This is a genomic window from Hydrotalea flava (assembly GCF_001623405.1).
Lineage (GTDB): Bacteria > Bacteroidota > Bacteroidia > Chitinophagales > Chitinophagaceae > Hydrotalea > Hydrotalea flava.
In genome coordinates this window covers 20,148-36,970 of record NZ_LUHG01000099.1, presented here as the reverse complement: position 1 = coordinate 36,970, position 16,823 = coordinate 20,148, and the positions used below count along the sequence as shown (strand labels likewise).

Sequence of the window (16,823 nt, the reverse complement as noted above, 5' to 3'; positions counted from 1 at the left end):
TGGTTTCGTTGACTGATTGTTTATTAAAATCCATTCACCACTCTTTTAACCCCTTGTTTTAATAATGTTACATTAAAATTGATCAATAAGCCCAACCTAAAATTTCCTAATTTTAAATAAGTGGGTACTTGTGCTAAATGAATATCGTTTAATGGTTCCACACTTTTCACCTCTATTACCACTTTGTTCTATAACAATAAGTCAATTCTATATCCACATTCTAATTGTACTTCCTCATATACTAATGGCATGGGCTTTTGTTTTACAACGCTTAGTCCTCCCTTTTTCAACACATAAAATAAGCGTTCCTGGTATGCACTTTCTAATAAACCCGGACCCAGGGCAGCATGTACTTGAATTGCCCCACCAATAACTTTGTTCGAAATTTCATTTTCTATTATACATTCAAAAATTGAATTTATAAATAGTCCCTTCCAATCATTTTTTAAGTAACGGATATTTAACAATATAAACAACATCATCCAAAAATACCTTTTACCAATCCGCCATCAACACTAATGGTTTGTCCGGTAATATAACCTGCATCTTCACTCATTAACCATACGGCTAATTGCGCAAATGCATTGGCGTTACCCAACCGGCCAACCGGTATTTTTTGTATTTCAGTTTGTTGTATGGTGGGCATATCTAAACCGGTTTGTGCCTGTTTCTTTTTAAAAACCCGTTCAATAGCCGGGGTATCATGTGGACCTGGAGCCAGTATATTAGCAGTAATACCTTTGGCAGCTACTTCATTGGCCAATGTTTTTACAAACCCGGTTACAGCCAGTCGAAAAGCCGTACTCAATACTAAATTTTCCATGGGTTGTTTTACGGTAGCACTTTCAATAAATAATAGCCGGCCATATTGTTGGGCTTCTAATTTTGTCAGCAATGTTTTAACAAGCGCAACTTTCCAGCGCAATACAGATTGATAAGCCATATCCCAATCCTGCATTGTTGTTTCGTTAATAGTAGCTGCCGGTGGGCCTCCGGCATTCATACAAATGCCTGCTATGTACATATTTTGTATTGCATCCAATACAGTGTTCTGTGTAACCGGAAGGGTAATATCTCCGCAGATAGTGGTAACCTGTTTCGGGTAGTTGTAATACAACTGCTGCAATGCTTCCGTACTTCTGCCAAGTGCTAAAAGATTAGCCCCCTTTTCCAGTAAAAGAAGCGCTATCGCTTTCCCAAGTCCTGAAGTAGCACCGCCTACAATAAAGGTTGGTGGTAGTGAAGATGGTTGTATCATAATTATTGATTGATGTAAGCCCAATCGGCTGCTGTTATTTTATTAGTTAGCAACATAAAAATGAGCTGAAAAAACATACGATTGAATGAACAAAAGTTTTAGATCCTTGAAATATAAAACCCATCTTAATATTGTAAGAAGTGTTATATATATTCCGGGTAAAATTACAGAAGTATAAGAATCCTTACAAAATTTATGACCCGGAGAAACATTGCTGCCTAAAACGGATAGGATATCCTGTTTTTCATGCGTAATACCCCTGCATATTTTTAAGGATGTTTTTAAAATAAATACCTGAGCAATATTTGCAACCTCTCACATATTCTTCAATATTGCATAGTAATGAAAACAGGTACTTGGTGGCCGAGTTAGTTTTTCATTTTCTTAGAAGAAATGTTATGGCTTCTCTTTTAAAGAGCTTTTATTCATTGTAACGCTTAAAATTAGTGGTATATTTTACTTTTCAAGGTCTTATGGTGTAAGCGAAACTCTATATGGCTTTTAAGCAGGTGTTCTTCCCATCATTAAGTTTTGTATACTTTCAATGGGAATGCGTCTAAATTGAAAAAAGTTTAAGTATGTTTAAAGCTAAAATGGCAATATTTACTTTAATCTGGTCATTGTTTTCTTGAATGTCATTTTTGAATGAGGAAGGATTGTTTTAATTTTATTCCTGCGCTTAAAATTTTGCAAATTCTTCAAATAATTATGTAACAAACAAGTAGTTTTCATGGCTATTTTTGCATTTAAAAAAACATTTTGATATAATAATTGTAATTTTACTTTAGGCAACATGAAATATAGTTTATCATCCATACAGTTTAAAGCAATTTTCCTGTTAACCATATTCTCCCTGAATATGGTGGTGGGTTTTGCTTGTGCTATGGGGGTAGATATGGGGTTTAATGAACACCATCATGAGGCTGAAGCGGAATTTTTTGTTCATACCAAAGGTCATCCACAACATCTGGAAGTTGCAGCACATCAACATGCGCATTCAGATTCAGACGGTAAAAATAATTGTTGTAATGATGATGTATTGAAAATAGTACGGGCTGATAAAGTAGTTCCACAAGTTGTCAAGCAATTAAACCCGGTATTTTCTACTGCTTTTGTAATCACTTACCGTGACACCATTATATTGCCTGCTTCACAGGTTAGTAAGTCTAATAAATATTTTGTGTGTGGTTATCACCCCCCCATTCCGGACATTCGAATTGCTATTCAGAGTTTTCAAATATGATTTCATTTTATGTTTGTAGCATGATAAAGGTATACTTGTGCCCATACCTATTTCGTTAAACATAAAAATCAAACTAAAATGAAATCAATAATTCAGGAGCTGAAAAGCGTTATAAATATAAAAATGTTTTCAATTAAAAAATCATTTATAATGCTTGCCCTTATCGTAATGGCATTTGCTCAGAACAGCTTTTCACAAAGCAATACAAAAACACAGCCAGTTCAATTACTCAATGCATATTATAATCTGAAAGACGCTTTAGTAAGCAGTAACCCTGTATTAGCGGCAAACAGTGCAGCTATATTGGTAAAAACCATAAATGGTGCCGATCTACAAATGATGAATGATGCTGAAAAGGCCGGCCTGTTAAACGAGGCTGTTGCTATTTCTCAATCAAAAGATATAAAACTGCAAAGGGAAAAATTTGCCACTTTATCGAACAATATGTTTGAGTTGGCAAAAAAAGTAAAGCTCTCTGCCGAGCCTATATACCAGCAATATTGCCCCATGAAAAAGGCTATATGGTTAAGTAATAATAAGGCAATCAAAAACCCATATTTCGGCAGTGCAATGCTTTCTTGTGGCAGCATAAAAACAACTTTGTAATTGGTTTACCTGCATTGAACAATTCACATTTATTTTGGAAAACGCATTTTAAAATTGACACTTAAAATATAAAAATAATTAAAATATGAAAACATATATATCTTTAGTAATAATGGTTGCGATAGCAGCCACTACCTTATCCATTGCTGCCTGCAATACCGGCAACGATAAAACAACAACATCAAAAGAAAATGATAAAACCGGCGATACATCAATGGCCATGCACCAGCAGTTAACGAACCATGCAACAGGTACACAAAATGCTGCAATGTTCCCGATCAAAGCAATCATTGCAGGTTACCTGCAAATGAAGAATGCGCTGGCAAATGATAATGCAAATGATGCCGCTGCTGCTGGTAAATCCATCGTTGAACTTTTAGATAAAGTAAATCAATCAAATTTGTCTGCGGATCAAATGAAAGCATATGCCGATTTACATGACGATATAAAAGAAAATGCAGAACATATAGGTTCAAATGCCGATAAAATTAAACACCAGCGAGAACATTTTATGATGCTGAGTAGCGATATTTCAGACCTTATAAAAGCCTTTGGTAATAACGGACAAACTTTATATAAAGATTTTTGTCCAATGGCAAACAATGGTAAAGGAGCAATATGGATTAGCGAAACCAAAGATATTAAAAATCCTTATTTGGGAAAATCAATGCCTACTTGTGGTACAATAAAAGAAGAAATGAAATAACCATGCGCCCTACAAAAAAGTATATACTCATTTCTTTAGGTGCTATTTTAGTCTTGATTCAACTGATACAACCTGCCCGAAATAAGAGCGGGCAGGTCTTTCCTACAGATTTTAGTAAAATGTATGTTGTTCCGGATAATGTACACAAGCTTTTAATAAATGCCTGTTACGATTGCCACAGCAACAATACCAGCTATCCATGGTATGCAAATTTTCAGCCGGTAGCATGGTTGATGGCAAATCATATAAAAAATGGTAAAGCAAACCTAAATTTAAGTGTGTTTGGCAGCTATGCACCACGCAGGCAAATTAGTAAGCTGAGAGATATGGCTGATCAGGTTAGGGATAATGAAATGCCCTTATTGTCATATAAAATAATACACAGGAAAGCCCGGCTTTCAAAAGAAGAAAGCATACAACTTTCCCAATGGTTCAATAAAGTAGCCGATAGTCTTTTAGCAAAAAATTAATTTTTATGAAAACAATAAAGCAAATAATTTTTAAAATTTTTAAAGCAATTTTTATACACAAAAAAGATTGCTGCAAATAAAATTTATATTATGGAACAGCAACATCAAAACAATTTAATGAACCATGCCGGACATGCAATGGGCAATATGCAGCACACAAAAAAACCATCAATGGGTATGGCAGGGCATAATCACCATGCCATGATGATTGCTGATTTTAAAAAAAGGTTTTATGTGGTGCTTATCCTCTCCATTCCTATCGTTTTGTTATCACCCATGATACAAAACTTTTTAGGAGCCAGCTGGCAATTTAAAGGATCGCAATACCTTCTGTTCGCTTTATCTACTATTGTTTTTTTATATGGTGGTTTCCCATTTTTAAAGGGATTGTTAGATGAAGTAAAAGCCAAGAGCCCGGGTATGATGTTTTTAATAGGCTTTGCCATAACGGTAGCATATATTTATAGTGTAGCCATTGTTTTCGGATTGAAGGGAATGGATTTTTTTTGGGAATTAACAACACTAATACTCATTATGCTGTTAGGGCATTGGATTGAAATGAAATCTATTGCAGGCGCTTCAAAGGAATTAGAATTATTAGTGCAGTTGATGCCAGCCGATGCACATATGGTAATGCCTGAAATGGTGCATGATGTAAAAACCGATACACTACAAGCAAACGATATTATTTTAGTAAAGCCCGGCGAGAAGGTGGCAGCAGATGGAATAATATTAGAAGGCGAAAGCTACCTCAACGAAAGTATGCTTACCGGTGAAAGTAAACCGGTACAAAAAGCAAAAGGTGATAAAGTAATTGCCGGTTCAATCAATGGTAATGGTTCCATTAAAGTTACGGTTTCACATACGGCAAAAGATTCTTACTTATCGCAGGTTATCAGGTTGGTAGATGATGCACAAAAATCAAAATCAAACACACAGTTATTAGCAGATAAAGCAGCAAAATGGTTAACGATTATTGCTTTGGTTTCGGGTATCGGCACTTTTTTATTTTGGTATTTTACCGGGCAATCTTTGGCATTTGCAATGGAAAGAATGGTTACAGTAATTGTTATTTGCTGCCCACATGCTTTGGGTTTGGCTGTTCCGTTGGTTGTGGCAAAATCAACAGCCCTATCCGCAAAAAATGGGTTACTCATAAAAAACAGAACAGCCTTTGAAAATGCAAGAAAAATAACTACAGTAGTATTTGATAAGACGGGCACATTAACTGAAGGAAAATTCAAAGTGTCGAAAATTGAGTCGCTGCATAAAAATTTAAGCGAAACTGAAATCATTCGAATGGCTGCCGCATTGGAGCAAAACTCAGAACATCCTATTGCAACCGGTATTATGCAAAAAATAAAAGACTTAGCCATCAAAGTACCGGCCGCAGATAACTTTAAAGCCATCACAGGAAAAGGTGTTGAGGCAATGGTTGAAGGGAAAAAAATAATGATAGTTAGTCCGGTTTATCTAAAAGAAAGCAAATTAGCCGTTCCAAAAGATTTTTCTACAAACGTAAGGGAAACGGTTGTATTTGTGATAATGGAGGGTGAATTGGCCGGATATATTGCTTTATCAGACGAAATACGATCTGAATCGGCCGAAGCAATAAAAGTATTAAAAGAAAATAATATTAAATCAATTCTGCTCACAGGTGATAACAGCAATGTTGCTAAAAGCGTAAGTGATACTTTAGGTATGGATAATTATATTGCCGAAGTATTGCCGCATCAAAAATTAGAGGAAATTAAAGCGTTGCAAAGTAAAGGTGAATTTGTTGCTATGACAGGTGACGGTGTGAATGATGCCCCTGCATTGGCCATTGCAGATGTAGGTATTGCTGTGGGTAGTGGCAGCGATATTGCTGCAGAGACTGCCGGTATAGTTTTAGTGAACAGCAATCCAAAAGATATAGTAAGCCTGATTTTATTTGGCAAAGCTACTCATCGTAAAATGGTACAGAATTTAATTTGGGCAACAGGTTACAATGTAATTGCCTTACCATTGGCAGCAGGAATTTTATACAAACACGGTATTTTATTAAGCCCGGCAGCAGGTGCAGCTTTAATGGCTGTTAGTACAATTGTAGTTGCCATCAATGCAAGTATGTTAAAAGTAAAAAATTATTAAAAATGGAAATTGAAAATCAAAAACAGCATTGGGAAAGTATCTATATAACCAAAGAAGAAAATGGTTTCAGTTGGTTTCAGGAATATCCTAAAACTTCAATACAATTTTTTTCATTGTTTCATCTTTCTACAACTGCCAATATTATTGATATTAGTGGCGGTGACAGCGTTTTTTTGATGGTTTAATTGAATTAAATTATGAAAATATTTATGTATTGGATATTTCTGTCAATGCCATTAAAAGAGCCTAAAAACGATTGGGCATAAATGTGGCAAAAGTAAATTGGATTGTTTCAGATGTTACCGGGTTTGCACCTTCAGTAAAGTTCGATTTCTGGCACGATTGAGCAGCATTTCATTGTCTGATTAATGAAGATAAAATAGAAAAATATGTACACATCGCAGCACAATCAATCGTATCTGAAGGCTATTTGATATTAGGAACATTTGCACAAAACAGACCCCAGAATTATTGCGAAATTGAAACAAAACAATATTTATAAGATGCTATGGCTAAAAGGTTCGAGAACAATTTTAACAGAATAAAGTGTATCGAAGAAGCAAATATTACGCTATTCAATACGAAACAGAATTTTTTGTTTTACAGGTTTTAAAAAATAATACATTGAAATGAAAAAAATAATCTTAATAACATTGCTTTTTGCGTCTTATTCCTTCGCTCAGGCACAGGATAGGAAAGGAATGGATATGCAACAAAAAGATACCGCAAAAAAACAGCAAATCACCTCGTATTATACTTGTGTGATGCATCCTGAAATTCATACAGATAAACCAGGCAATTGTGTGAAGTGTGGAATGGTTTTGTATAAAAAAACAGTCAATACAGCAACGCAAAAAACGCAATTGCCAAAGAAACAAACCATGCCGATGCCTTTAAAAGACACATTAAATAAAATGGATAATATGGAGCAAATGCAAGGCAGTACACAAAAACAAGACCTAAATAATATGGCAATGCCCATGCTAAAAATAGCACCTGCGAAAACCGTACAGAAAAGTGCGCCTCCAAAAACCGTTCGCTATGATTTATATGTAAGGGATACCATTGTAAATTTTACGGGTAAAGTAAAACATGCCATTGCAGTAAACGGACAGATACCCATGCCAACTCTTACTTTTACAGAAGGTGATACAGCAGAAATTTATGTACACAATGAACTCAATGAGCCAACAGGATTGCACTGGCATGGTTTGTATGTACCCAATAAGGAAGATGGTGTTCCTTATCTTACACAAATGCCTATTCAACCCCACACTACCTATCTATATAAGTTTCCAATCATTCAAAATGGCACCCACTGGTATCATAGTCACTTTGGATTGCAGGAACAAATAGGTATGTACGGATCATTGATTCTTAAAAAGAGAAATGATGATACTAGTTTCCGGCGGGGTATAGATGACTTGCCCGCAATTCCAATCGTATTAAGTGATTGGGCCAACATGAATCCCAGCGAAATTGATCGTAGCCTGCATGCAGCAACTGATTGGTTTGCAATAAAGAAAGGGACTACACAAAGCTATATTGAAGCCATTAAAAGCGGCAACTTTAAAACAAAACTAACCAATGAGTGGAAAAGGATGAATGCAATGGATGTAAGTGATGTTGCTTACGACAAGTTCTTCATGAATGGGAAAAGTGAAAGTGAAATGCCACAGTTCAAGGCGGGAGATAAAGTCAGGCTTCGAATCTCAAACGGGTCAGCTTCTACTTATTTCTGGCTAACCTATTCAGGTGGCAAGATTACGGTAGTAGCGAACGATGGTAATGATGTAGAACCGGTTGAGGTTGATCGATTGATAATAGGGGTTTCAGAAACCTATGATGTCGTGGTAACAATACCTGACAATATGCAGTATGAATTTTTGGCAACGCCGGAAGACCGTACTAAATCTGCGTCATTATGGTTGGGCAGTGGTATGAAAATGCCAGCGAAAAAATTGCCTAAACTCAAATACTTTGCAGGAATGAAAATGATGAATGACATGATGGATATGAAGGGCAATATGGTTCAGATGGAAGGCATGAATATGCAAAATCAGGAGATGGATATGAATACGGTAATGTACCCGGAAATAACGGGATATGACAATATAAAGGAAAATAAAAGTAATGATTCCATGCAGATGCGCAAAGGTAAACAAATGCAGACGAATCATGGCCATCAAAGTATGGCTGGTATGGATATGAATGATGATAATCCGGATATTCAAACGTTAAATTATGGCATGCTACGTGCCACCCATCCTACCGATTTACCCCCTGGACCACTAAAAGAGTTGAACTTTGAATTAACCGGGAATATGAATCGGTATATGTGGAGTATCAACAATAAGGTATTATCTGAAGCAGATAAGATATTAATTAAAAAAGGTGAAAATGTTAGAATTATATTATATAATAATACTATGATGCGTCATCCTATGCATTTGCATGGCCATGACTTTCGGGTACTGAATGGGCAGGGTGATTATGCACCTTTAAAAAATGTTTTAGACATTATGCCAATGGAAAGAGATACGATAGAATTTGCTGCAAATATGAGCGGCGACTGGTTTTTCCATTGCCATATATTATACCATATGATGAGTGGTATGGGAAGGGTATTTAGTTATGAAAATTCACCACCCAATCCGGAAATACCTAATCCAAAGCTGGCACAAAGAAAATTATTTGCCGAAGGGAGAATGTTCCATACTATGGCCAGAATTGGTTTTGAAAGCAATGGTAGTGATGGGAATTTGATGCTTGCAAATACACGCTGGAAGGCAACTACCTTATGGAATTTGGGGCTAAACGATAAATTAGGATATGAAAGTGAAACTATGTTTGGCCGTTACCTTGGCAGAATGCAATGGTGGTTTCCTTACATTGGATTTGATTATCATTATAAAGTAGAAGGCGGACCAAAAAATATTTTTGGCAGCGAAAAAAAGAATTGGTTTGGTCAAACAAGTGATAAACTAGATCGCCATACAATAATAGCCGGTATTGCTTACACGCTGCCTTTGTTGTTTGTAGCTGATGCAAGAATTGACGGTAATGGTAAATTCCGGTTTCAGTTAAGCAGAGAAGATGTACCCATTAGTAAACGTCTGCGTTTTAATATGATGATAAATACTGATAAAGAATACATGGCAGGTTTCCGGTACATTGCCACTAAATATATTTCTTTATCTACTCATTATGATAGTGATATGGGTTTGGGTGCCGGGTTAACAATTACTTATTAAAATATTATACTATTAATATTTTAAAAAAAATAATTTAATATAATCAGGATTATATTATTTCAGACTATAATTAATGATGCGTAATAATAATTTAGGTTAACTTGTTCGAAAAACCAACATGGGCTTAATGCTTGATATTACACAGACTAAAATCTGCTCTGTGTTAGCTGCATACATGTTCATTGAATTGTAAAGTAAATATACTTCCTTTATAGATGATGGAATGTACCTGAATATCGCCCTTGTGTAGTAATAAAATTTGATTAAAGGCAATGTTAATCAAAGGGCCAATTATGCAATTCTTCTGATATTATTATTCATAAAGTTATACATGCAGTAAAATAATTACAGCAGCCAAAATATTTCATACGGACAGTAGTGAAAAAATAATTTCAACGTTTCATTGAGTTTGATATTGCAAATACCCATTTAAAATGGATTGCAGGTACGTACCAAAATAAGGCAGGCAAAAATTCAGGCCTATCAATCTCCTTTTTTATTAAAAACCACTAAAACCCAATTACAGCAATCAGTTTATGGTGCTTATATCAATATGCAGCAGGCACTGCAACGGTTGCATGCACTGGAACAACAATATGCTGATTTCGAAAACGCTTTCCATGCTGCCACGGTAAAATTTGAAGCAGGTATAGGCACTTAAGTAGATTGTATCAAAGCAAAAAATAACCTGGATAATACAAAAATTAACCTTATTATTATCAGGTATGATGTGTTGCTGCAGCAAAAAATATTAGATTATTACCAGGGTTTATTTTCTTTCTAATTAAAGTTTTTTGGTTTAAATATATGGAAGCATAAAATTTTTTTCTAAGCAGTGTTACATTCATAGCCGCTATTTTTAGCCAGCTATCCGTTTTCTACCACTTGTTGCAACTGCAGCAGGCTTTTTGCTTTAAGCTGAAAGCCATGTTAACAAATTGTAATCATTTGGCTGTTTTGTTAATTGTTTACAATTTGTTAATCTCATTTATTTCAACCATACAATCATGCGCTGTTAGCTTTGCAACCTGATGAAACCTATGCATAACAGACTGCTGAATTGTTTATTGTTGCTGTGTTTTGTATTACTGCAAAATACAGGAGTAAAAGCAGTTGCCTTATTGCATTCTTCAAAAGTGAATCATACTTTTTTCACGCTGCAGGAAAAATCACCTGCCTTTTTATCCGTTTTTTCTTCGCAACATTCACTGCCCCCGCCATTAGCCATCATTCAAGATGTTATAGATGGCGATGATGATACGGATAGAGACTTGAATCCATGTTATTCTCAGGTATCAATGGTACATCATAAAATGCCGGTACCTGATTGTTCAGACTTACCTGCTTTATCTGTTTTTTCTCCCTCAAAAAGCATATTACATTCTAACTTACTTTTTTCGTATTGGTTCACTCAGAATTCGATGCAGGCACATGCCTGTTGGATATTTTTCCATGCAAACCTTTTAATTTATTCATATCAACTACTCAAACAAACCTTTATTTATGCGCAGCAATTTTACAGTGCTACCAGCATTTATCATCAGCCTTTTAATGGTTCTTTTACCGATGGCGGGCCGATCACAGGACAATCAAATTATTAACGGTAAAGTATTGGATGCACAGGATCAAACACCCATTGTAGGTGCCAGTGTTTCTATCAGTACTACCCAAAAAGGAACAGTTACAGATGCACAGGGAAATTTTACCCTGAATACCGGTGCTAATGCGGTGCTCATTATTTCTTATGTGGGTTATGCACCTGAAAAATTTCCATTAAGGGGTAGGAAGAACGTTACTATTGCTTTACAAAAAGAAGTAAAATCGTTGAATGAAGTGGTGGTAACTGCATTGGGTATCAGTAAACAATCCAAAGCATTGGGCTATGCAGTACAATCGGTAAATACCCGTCAAATTACTCAGGCGGAAGATCCCAACTTAATTAACAACTTAAGCGGAAAAATTGCAGGTGTATATATTACCAATGGCGGTGCAGGTGTTGGTTCTACATCACGAATTGTTATAAGGGGAGAAAATTCATTCAGCGGTACCAATCAACCCTTGTTTGTGGTAGATGGAGTGCCTATCAACAACGAAACTTATTTTAATAATGCCATTGAAAATTCTGCTAATCAGGGTACATGGGCTGAGGTAGATTATGGCAATGGCGCTGCAGAAATTAATCCGAACGATATTGCAAAAATAACCGTTTTAAAAGGTTCTACAGCAGCAGCATTATATGGTTCAAGAGCTGCCAATGGTGCCATTGTACTGACTACAAAAAAAGGTACACCCGAAAAAGGAATGCAAGGCATTAGTTTCAATTCAACAACAACGTTTGAAACGCCTTTAAAATTACCTCGTTTGCAAAATCAATATGGTGCAGGTATTAATGCATATCCTTTATCCGGAAACCCTAGTACGTATGTTTATCAGAATGGTGGTGCTTCTAATGAAAACAATATACCGAACTGGGGTTTAAAATTTGATCCAAACTTAAAAATTGTGCAATTTGATAGTCCTATTCCGGGCACACCTTATCAGGCTGCCGATTTGGTTGCACGTAGCATTAATCCGGGTTTAACGCCACAGGGTACACCATGGGTTGGCCATGCCGATCATTTTAAAAACTTTTTACAAACTGGTATCACTACCCAAAATAATATTGGTTTTGGTGGTGTAAGTGACAAGGGAAGTTATCACTTTTCTATCAGCAATTTATATAACAGAGGTATTTTGCCCAATACTGATTTGAGAAGGAATGGTATTTCTTTAAGAACGGAGCATAGGTATAGTGATAAGCTGACTTCAGATGTTTTTATCGATTTCATTAACAGCAACAGCAGCAATCGGCCCAATATTGGATATGGTTCTGAAAGTGTAATGTATACTTTCTTTGGAGTTTATGGCATGCCCATTAATATTGATTTGAACTCTTTAAAAAAACAATGGCAAACAGGTCGTGACCAACAAAATCAGTTTCGTTACTGGAATAACCACGACAATCCTTATGTAACAATGTATGATAACGTAAATAGTTTTAATAAAAACCGTTTAATTGGAAACGCTTCATTGAAATATGCGTTTAATAAACAGTGGACAACAATGGTACGTACCGGTACAGATTATTATAGCGATCACAGAGAAGGGCACCGTGCGTTTACTACCGTTCGTTTCCCCAGTGGTGGCTTTAGAACAGATGATATTAATTATTTTGAAAACAATACCGATTTCTTAGTCAGTTATAACAAAAAACACAGCAATATCTGGAATTTTGATGCATCGGTTGGTGGTAACAGATTTATGCAGAATGTTTCTTATAACAGAAATATTGCCAATACATTAATTACACCGGGTTTATACAATTTCTCAAATGCGCAAAGCCAGTTGCCTACTTTTTTTCAACAATTTAATAAAGTAGTATACAGTGCTTACGGTTTTGCAGATGTTGATTATAAAGGCCTGTTGTTCTTAAACGTTACCGGTAGAAATGATATATCCAGTACTTTACCGGTAAATCACAATTCATTCTTTTATCCTTCCGCTTCATTAAGTGCCATTGTATCTGATATGGTAAGGCTGCCTACGGCTATTTCCTATTTAAAAGTAAGAGGTTCTATTGCTAAAGTAGGTAGAGATGCCGATCCCTATTCTATCAACAATACCTATCTTACCAATACGCCATTCAACAATTATCCGCTAACAACAGGCAATAATGTACTGGCTAACAACAACCTGTTGCCTTCTTCTACTACTACCACAGAAGCAGGTTTTGAAGCCCGTTTCCTGAATAACAGAATTGGTATTGATGCAACAGTGTATAATTCCAATACCAAAAATGAAGTGGTGCAATTGCCTATCCCAGTTTCCTCAGGTTATTCAAATGCTTATGTAAATGGAGCATCTATTAACAACAAGGGTATTGAAATTATGATCAATGCTTCACCCATTCGTTCTAAAACGCCCAATGGTTTTAACTGGGATATGAATTTGAACTTTAGTCATAATATTTCAAAAGTGACAGCATTGCCTGATGGTATCAATACATATGTATATGCACAGGTAACACAGTACGACCGTTACTTCCGTGCTATTCAATATGATGCGGTTGTTGGTCAAAGAATTGGTAATATGTATGGGAATGTTTTTGTAAGAGACCCCCAGGGAAATATTGTTTATAAAAATGGCGTACCTCAATTTACTTCCAGTCAAAATTCATTATTGGGTAATTATAATCCTGATTTTGTGTTGGGATGGACCAACAATTTTACTTACAAAAATTTCAATATGAGTTTTGTATGGGATTGGCACCAGGGCGGCAAATTTTATTCATATACTGCATTAGGCGTTTTAGCCGGTGGTATGTCGGTTGAAACATTACCCGGCAGAGAAACCGGTATTGTTGGTAAAGGTGTTATGTTAGATGGTAGTGGCAAATATGTACCGAATAATGTTAAGGTGGATGCCGCTACGTATTATAATGGTTACTATAATGCATCCAATAATGAAGCATTTATGTACAATGCTACCTATGTTAAATTAAGAGAATTTAGAATTGGTTACACCTTCAAAAATTTATTTGGGGCCACTTCTAAAGCCAATATGAATCTTTCATTTGTAGCAAGAAATATATTAGAGTTTACCCAAAATAAAGATGTAGATCCTGAAACGCTGGCATTAAGAGGTCAACAAATATTACCTGGTACAGAATTTTTAAGTATCCCTTCTACCAAGAGTATGGGTTTATCATTAGGATTAAACTTTTAATTAAATAAAACATTGATTTATGAAAAATATTTTTTTAAACACAGGTAAGTTATTAATAGCCATTTTGCTGTTTAGCTCCTGCTCGAAAGAATTGCAAATGGTAAATATCAATCCGAATAATTTGGAAAAACCGGATGCCACTACTTTGCTTTCCAATACTGTTGTTTCTTTGTTCTACAATAATGCAAATATTGTATGGACACTCGGTAATGGGTATAATCAATACATGACGTACAGTCAATCCTATTATGACCAGCCAACCCGTTACCAACCCGTTACCAATGAACCCTATTGGATTCCTTTATATGAAACTGCACGAGATGCCAATACATTATATCAACTGGCAGTAAAGCAAAACAATCCATTATTACAGGCTGCTGCATTAACTTTGCGTTCTTATGCATTTGCACAATTAACCGAATTGTGGGGCGATATTCCTTTTACACAAGCCTTACAAGGTGCATCCGGTGTATACACACCTGTATATGATAATCAGCAAACAGTGTATACCGATCCTGCTGCAGGAATCATCCCTTCTTTGAGAAGAGCAGATAGTTTATTAAAAGCCAATCCTTCCGGTTTAATTAGTGGCGACATGTTATTCAATTCAAACACCATGGCCTGGCGCAGATTCATTAATGCGTTGCGTTTGCGATATTTATTGCGGGTATCTTCTAAATTAAGCGTAAGTGCAGAAATGCAGGCCATTGTAAATGATGGTGCAATTATGCAAAATGCATCACAAAGTGGTACTTTGGCATTGCCAACTACAACCCCTTATAATTTTGTGAGCTTAACAGAGCGTACAGGTGATTTTCAGGTAAAATACATGAACAACCTTTTGTACAATACTTTTGTAAACACTTCAGATACTGCCAGAATTACGGCATATTTTGCTCCCAATTCGCTTACTGCAAGTGGTGCACCCTTTAATTTTACCAATTACGGCGGATTGCCATTGGTGGTAGATGCTACCAACTCTCAAACAGCTCAGGCTTCTAACTTCAATAGTAGTTTTACAAAAGGAACCAACGTTAATTTAATTAAAGCCAGAATTATTACTTATGCAGAGCAGCAATTTATATTGGCAGAAGCAGCTTTAAAAGGTTTTATTGCCGGCAGTGCACAAAACTATTATAACAGCGGCGTATTGGGTGCTTATGCCGAAATTGGTATTGACCCCAATACAGCAACCAATTATTTAACTCATGCCGGGGTAGCTTTTGATAACAGCAGTATGGCTAACTCAATGAAACAAATTATTACCCAAAAATGGCTGGCTAATATTAACAATGGTTTTGAAGGATGGATTGAATACAGAAGAACAGGATTTCCTACATTTGATCCTGGTGGTTCTGTTAACTTAAATAACGGAGTGATACCAACCCGTTTTTTATATCCAACTTCTGAAAAAAATATTAATACAAAAAATTATAATGCAGAAATTCAATTAATGGGCGGCCAGGAAATAACAACTTACAAAGCCTGGTGGGAAAAATAAAGTACCATACCGATTGCTTTCTACAACCTGTTGCACCCGCAGCAGGTTTTTTTATGCTTGGAATAATAAGCCAACTTGAAAGTGCTATGCCAACAATTCAAATTTGCTTCAGAATTCATGGGTTAATTTGTATATTGAAAATGGAAGACTTTTTTTAAACATCATATTGCATTATGAAGTTACTGATTATAGAAGATGAAATAACACTGAACAAAACCATGACCGGCTTTTTAACCGCCGCAGGCTATCTATGCGAAACGGTTACCAACTATAACGATGCCATTGAAAAAATTGATTTGTATGAATATGATTGTATTGTGTTAGATATTATGCTACCAGGCGGTTCCGGTTTAGAACTGTTGCAATATTTAAAAACCAACAAAAAAAACGACGGGGTTATTATCATTTCAGCCAAAGATTCATTAGATGATAAAATTACCGGTCTGCAATTGGGGGCAGATGATTATCTAACCAAACCTTTTCATTTACCCGAATTAAGTATGCGGGTAGCAGCCATTATACGGCGGAAAAAAATGGATGGGCATAATATCCTGAATATTGGTAACTGGCTATTCATAGATACCATTGCACAAAAAGTTACGGTACAACAGCAGGAAATTGAGTTAACACAGAAAGAATACCAGTTGCTGCTGTTCTTTGTGGTGAATAAAAACAGGGTATTGTCTAAAAGTGCCATTGCCCAGCATTTGTGGGGCGATGATATGGACTTGGCCGATCATTATGATTTTATTTACACGCATATCAAAAATTTACGAAAAAAGATGATGGCAGCCGGCGGGGAAGATTGTATTCGTTCTATTTATGGTGCCGGATATAAAATGCAGGTTGACTAATACCTGTATCATTTTAAATATGATCAACTAAAAA

Annotated in this window: 13 protein-coding genes and 1 pseudogene; 12 read left to right on the top strand and 2 right to left on the bottom strand. The window is 35.9% G+C overall.

The genetic code is table 11. The features are described from left to right. Positions 1–23 precede the first annotated feature (23 nt). Positions 24–479: pseudogene (locus A0F92_RS12025) on the bottom strand (GxxExxY protein). Next, the gene (locus A0F92_RS12020; RefSeq protein ID WP_167517070.1) at positions 479–1,258 is read right to left on the bottom strand and encodes an SDR family oxidoreductase; all 780 of its coding nucleotides are present in this window, start codon (positions 1,256–1,258) and stop codon (positions 479–481) included. The pseudogene A0F92_RS12025 and the gene A0F92_RS12020 overlap by 1 nt, the downstream one beginning before the upstream one ends. Positions 1,259–2,051: 793 nt before the next feature. Between A0F92_RS12020 and A0F92_RS12010 the strand changes: the two genes are divergently transcribed. The 12 genes from A0F92_RS12010 (at position 2,052) to A0F92_RS11955 (ending at position 16,789) form a co-directional block, all read left to right on the top strand. Next, positions 2,052–2,501 carry a hypothetical protein gene (locus tag A0F92_RS12010; protein WP_068246361.1) on the top strand — a complete coding sequence of 150 codons (450 nt, stop codon included), beginning with the start codon at positions 2,052–2,054 and terminating at the stop codon, positions 2,499–2,501. Positions 2,502–2,651: 150 nt separating this feature from the next. Next, positions 2,652–3,107: a DUF3347 domain-containing protein gene (locus A0F92_RS12005; RefSeq protein WP_068246409.1), complete on the top strand. Its 456-nt coding sequence runs from the start codon at positions 2,652–2,654 to the stop codon at positions 3,105–3,107. Positions 3,108–3,192: 85 nt separating this feature from the next. Then, complete coding sequence (locus A0F92_RS12000; RefSeq protein WP_253810425.1) at positions 3,193–3,813, top strand: DUF3347 domain-containing protein; 621 nt, start codon at positions 3,193–3,195, stop codon at positions 3,811–3,813. Further along, a complete protein-coding gene (locus A0F92_RS11995) occupies positions 3,783–4,283 on the top strand; it encodes a heme-binding domain-containing protein (RefSeq protein WP_253810423.1) in 501 nt (166 codons plus the stop codon). The genes A0F92_RS12000 and A0F92_RS11995 overlap by 31 nt, the downstream gene beginning before the upstream one ends. Before the next feature lie 90 nt (positions 4,284–4,373). Continuing rightward, positions 4,374–6,416, top strand: a complete 2,043-nt coding sequence (locus A0F92_RS11990) for a copper-translocating P-type ATPase (protein WP_167517069.1) — start codon at positions 4,374–4,376, stop codon at positions 6,414–6,416. A gap of 2 nt (positions 6,417–6,418) precedes the next feature. Continuing rightward, positions 6,419–6,601: a hypothetical protein gene (locus tag A0F92_RS15685; protein WP_167517068.1), complete on the top strand. Its 183-nt coding sequence runs from the start codon at positions 6,419–6,421 to the stop codon at positions 6,599–6,601. A gap of 444 nt (positions 6,602–7,045) precedes the next feature. Beyond that, on the top strand, positions 7,046–9,670 hold the full coding sequence (locus A0F92_RS11980; protein ID WP_167517067.1) for a multicopper oxidase domain-containing protein: 2,625 nt from the start codon (positions 7,046–7,048) through the stop codon (positions 9,668–9,670). Between the two features lie 439 nt (positions 9,671–10,109). Further along, complete coding sequence (locus A0F92_RS11975) at positions 10,110–10,331, top strand: TolC family protein (RefSeq protein WP_068246358.1); 222 nt, start codon at positions 10,110–10,112, stop codon at positions 10,329–10,331. A gap of 379 nt (positions 10,332–10,710) precedes the next feature. Beyond that, positions 10,711–11,271 (top strand): hypothetical protein, encoded by a 561-nt coding sequence (locus tag A0F92_RS11970; protein ID WP_167517066.1) that lies wholly within the window; start codon positions 10,711–10,713, stop codon positions 11,269–11,271. Next, positions 11,237–14,434 carry a SusC/RagA family TonB-linked outer membrane protein gene (locus tag A0F92_RS11965; protein WP_167517065.1) on the top strand — a complete coding sequence of 1,066 codons (3,198 nt, stop codon included), beginning with the start codon at positions 11,237–11,239 and terminating at the stop codon, positions 14,432–14,434. The genes A0F92_RS11970 and A0F92_RS11965 overlap by 35 nt, the downstream gene beginning before the upstream one ends. Before the next feature lie 19 nt (positions 14,435–14,453). After that, positions 14,454–15,935 (top strand): SusD/RagB family nutrient-binding outer membrane lipoprotein, encoded by a 1,482-nt coding sequence (locus tag A0F92_RS11960; RefSeq protein ID WP_068246343.1) that lies wholly within the window; start codon positions 14,454–14,456, stop codon positions 15,933–15,935. 173 nt (positions 15,936–16,108) lie between these two features. Beyond that, positions 16,109–16,789: a response regulator transcription factor gene (locus A0F92_RS11955; protein WP_068246340.1), complete on the top strand. Its 681-nt coding sequence runs from the start codon at positions 16,109–16,111 to the stop codon at positions 16,787–16,789. The last annotated feature ends 34 nt before the right edge of the window (positions 16,790–16,823 follow it).

What these genes read in the sequence shown, in the direction of transcription:
- A0F92_RS12000 (WP_253810425.1), top strand. Translation starts at nt 3,193, where the DNA reads ATGAAAACATATATATCTTTAGTAATAATGGTTGCGATAGCAGCCACT.
- A0F92_RS11970 (WP_167517066.1), top strand. Translation starts at nt 10,711, where the DNA reads ATGCATAACAGACTGCTGAATTGTTTATTGTTGCTGTGTTTTGTATTA.
- A0F92_RS11955 (WP_068246340.1), top strand. Translation starts at nt 16,109, where the DNA reads ATGAAGTTACTGATTATAGAAGATGAAATAACACTGAACAAAACCATG.
- A0F92_RS12010 (WP_068246361.1), top strand. Translation starts at nt 2,052, where the DNA reads ATGAAATATAGTTTATCATCCATACAGTTTAAAGCAATTTTCCTGTTA.
- A0F92_RS11990 (WP_167517069.1), top strand. Translation starts at nt 4,374, where the DNA reads ATGGAACAGCAACATCAAAACAATTTAATGAACCATGCCGGACATGCA.
- A0F92_RS12020 (WP_167517070.1), bottom strand. Translation starts at nt 1,258, where the DNA reads ATGATACAACCATCTTCACTACCACCAACCTTTATTGTAGGCGGTGCT.
- A0F92_RS12005 (WP_068246409.1), top strand. Translation starts at nt 2,652, where the DNA reads ATGCTTGCCCTTATCGTAATGGCATTTGCTCAGAACAGCTTTTCACAA.
- A0F92_RS15685 (WP_167517068.1), top strand. Translation starts at nt 6,419, where the DNA reads ATGGAAATTGAAAATCAAAAACAGCATTGGGAAAGTATCTATATAACC.
- A0F92_RS11960 (WP_068246343.1), top strand. Translation starts at nt 14,454, where the DNA reads ATGAAAAATATTTTTTTAAACACAGGTAAGTTATTAATAGCCATTTTG.
- A0F92_RS11965 (WP_167517065.1), top strand. Translation starts at nt 11,237, where the DNA reads ATGGCGGGCCGATCACAGGACAATCAAATTATTAACGGTAAAGTATTG.
- A0F92_RS11980 (WP_167517067.1), top strand. Translation starts at nt 7,046, where the DNA reads ATGAAAAAAATAATCTTAATAACATTGCTTTTTGCGTCTTATTCCTTC.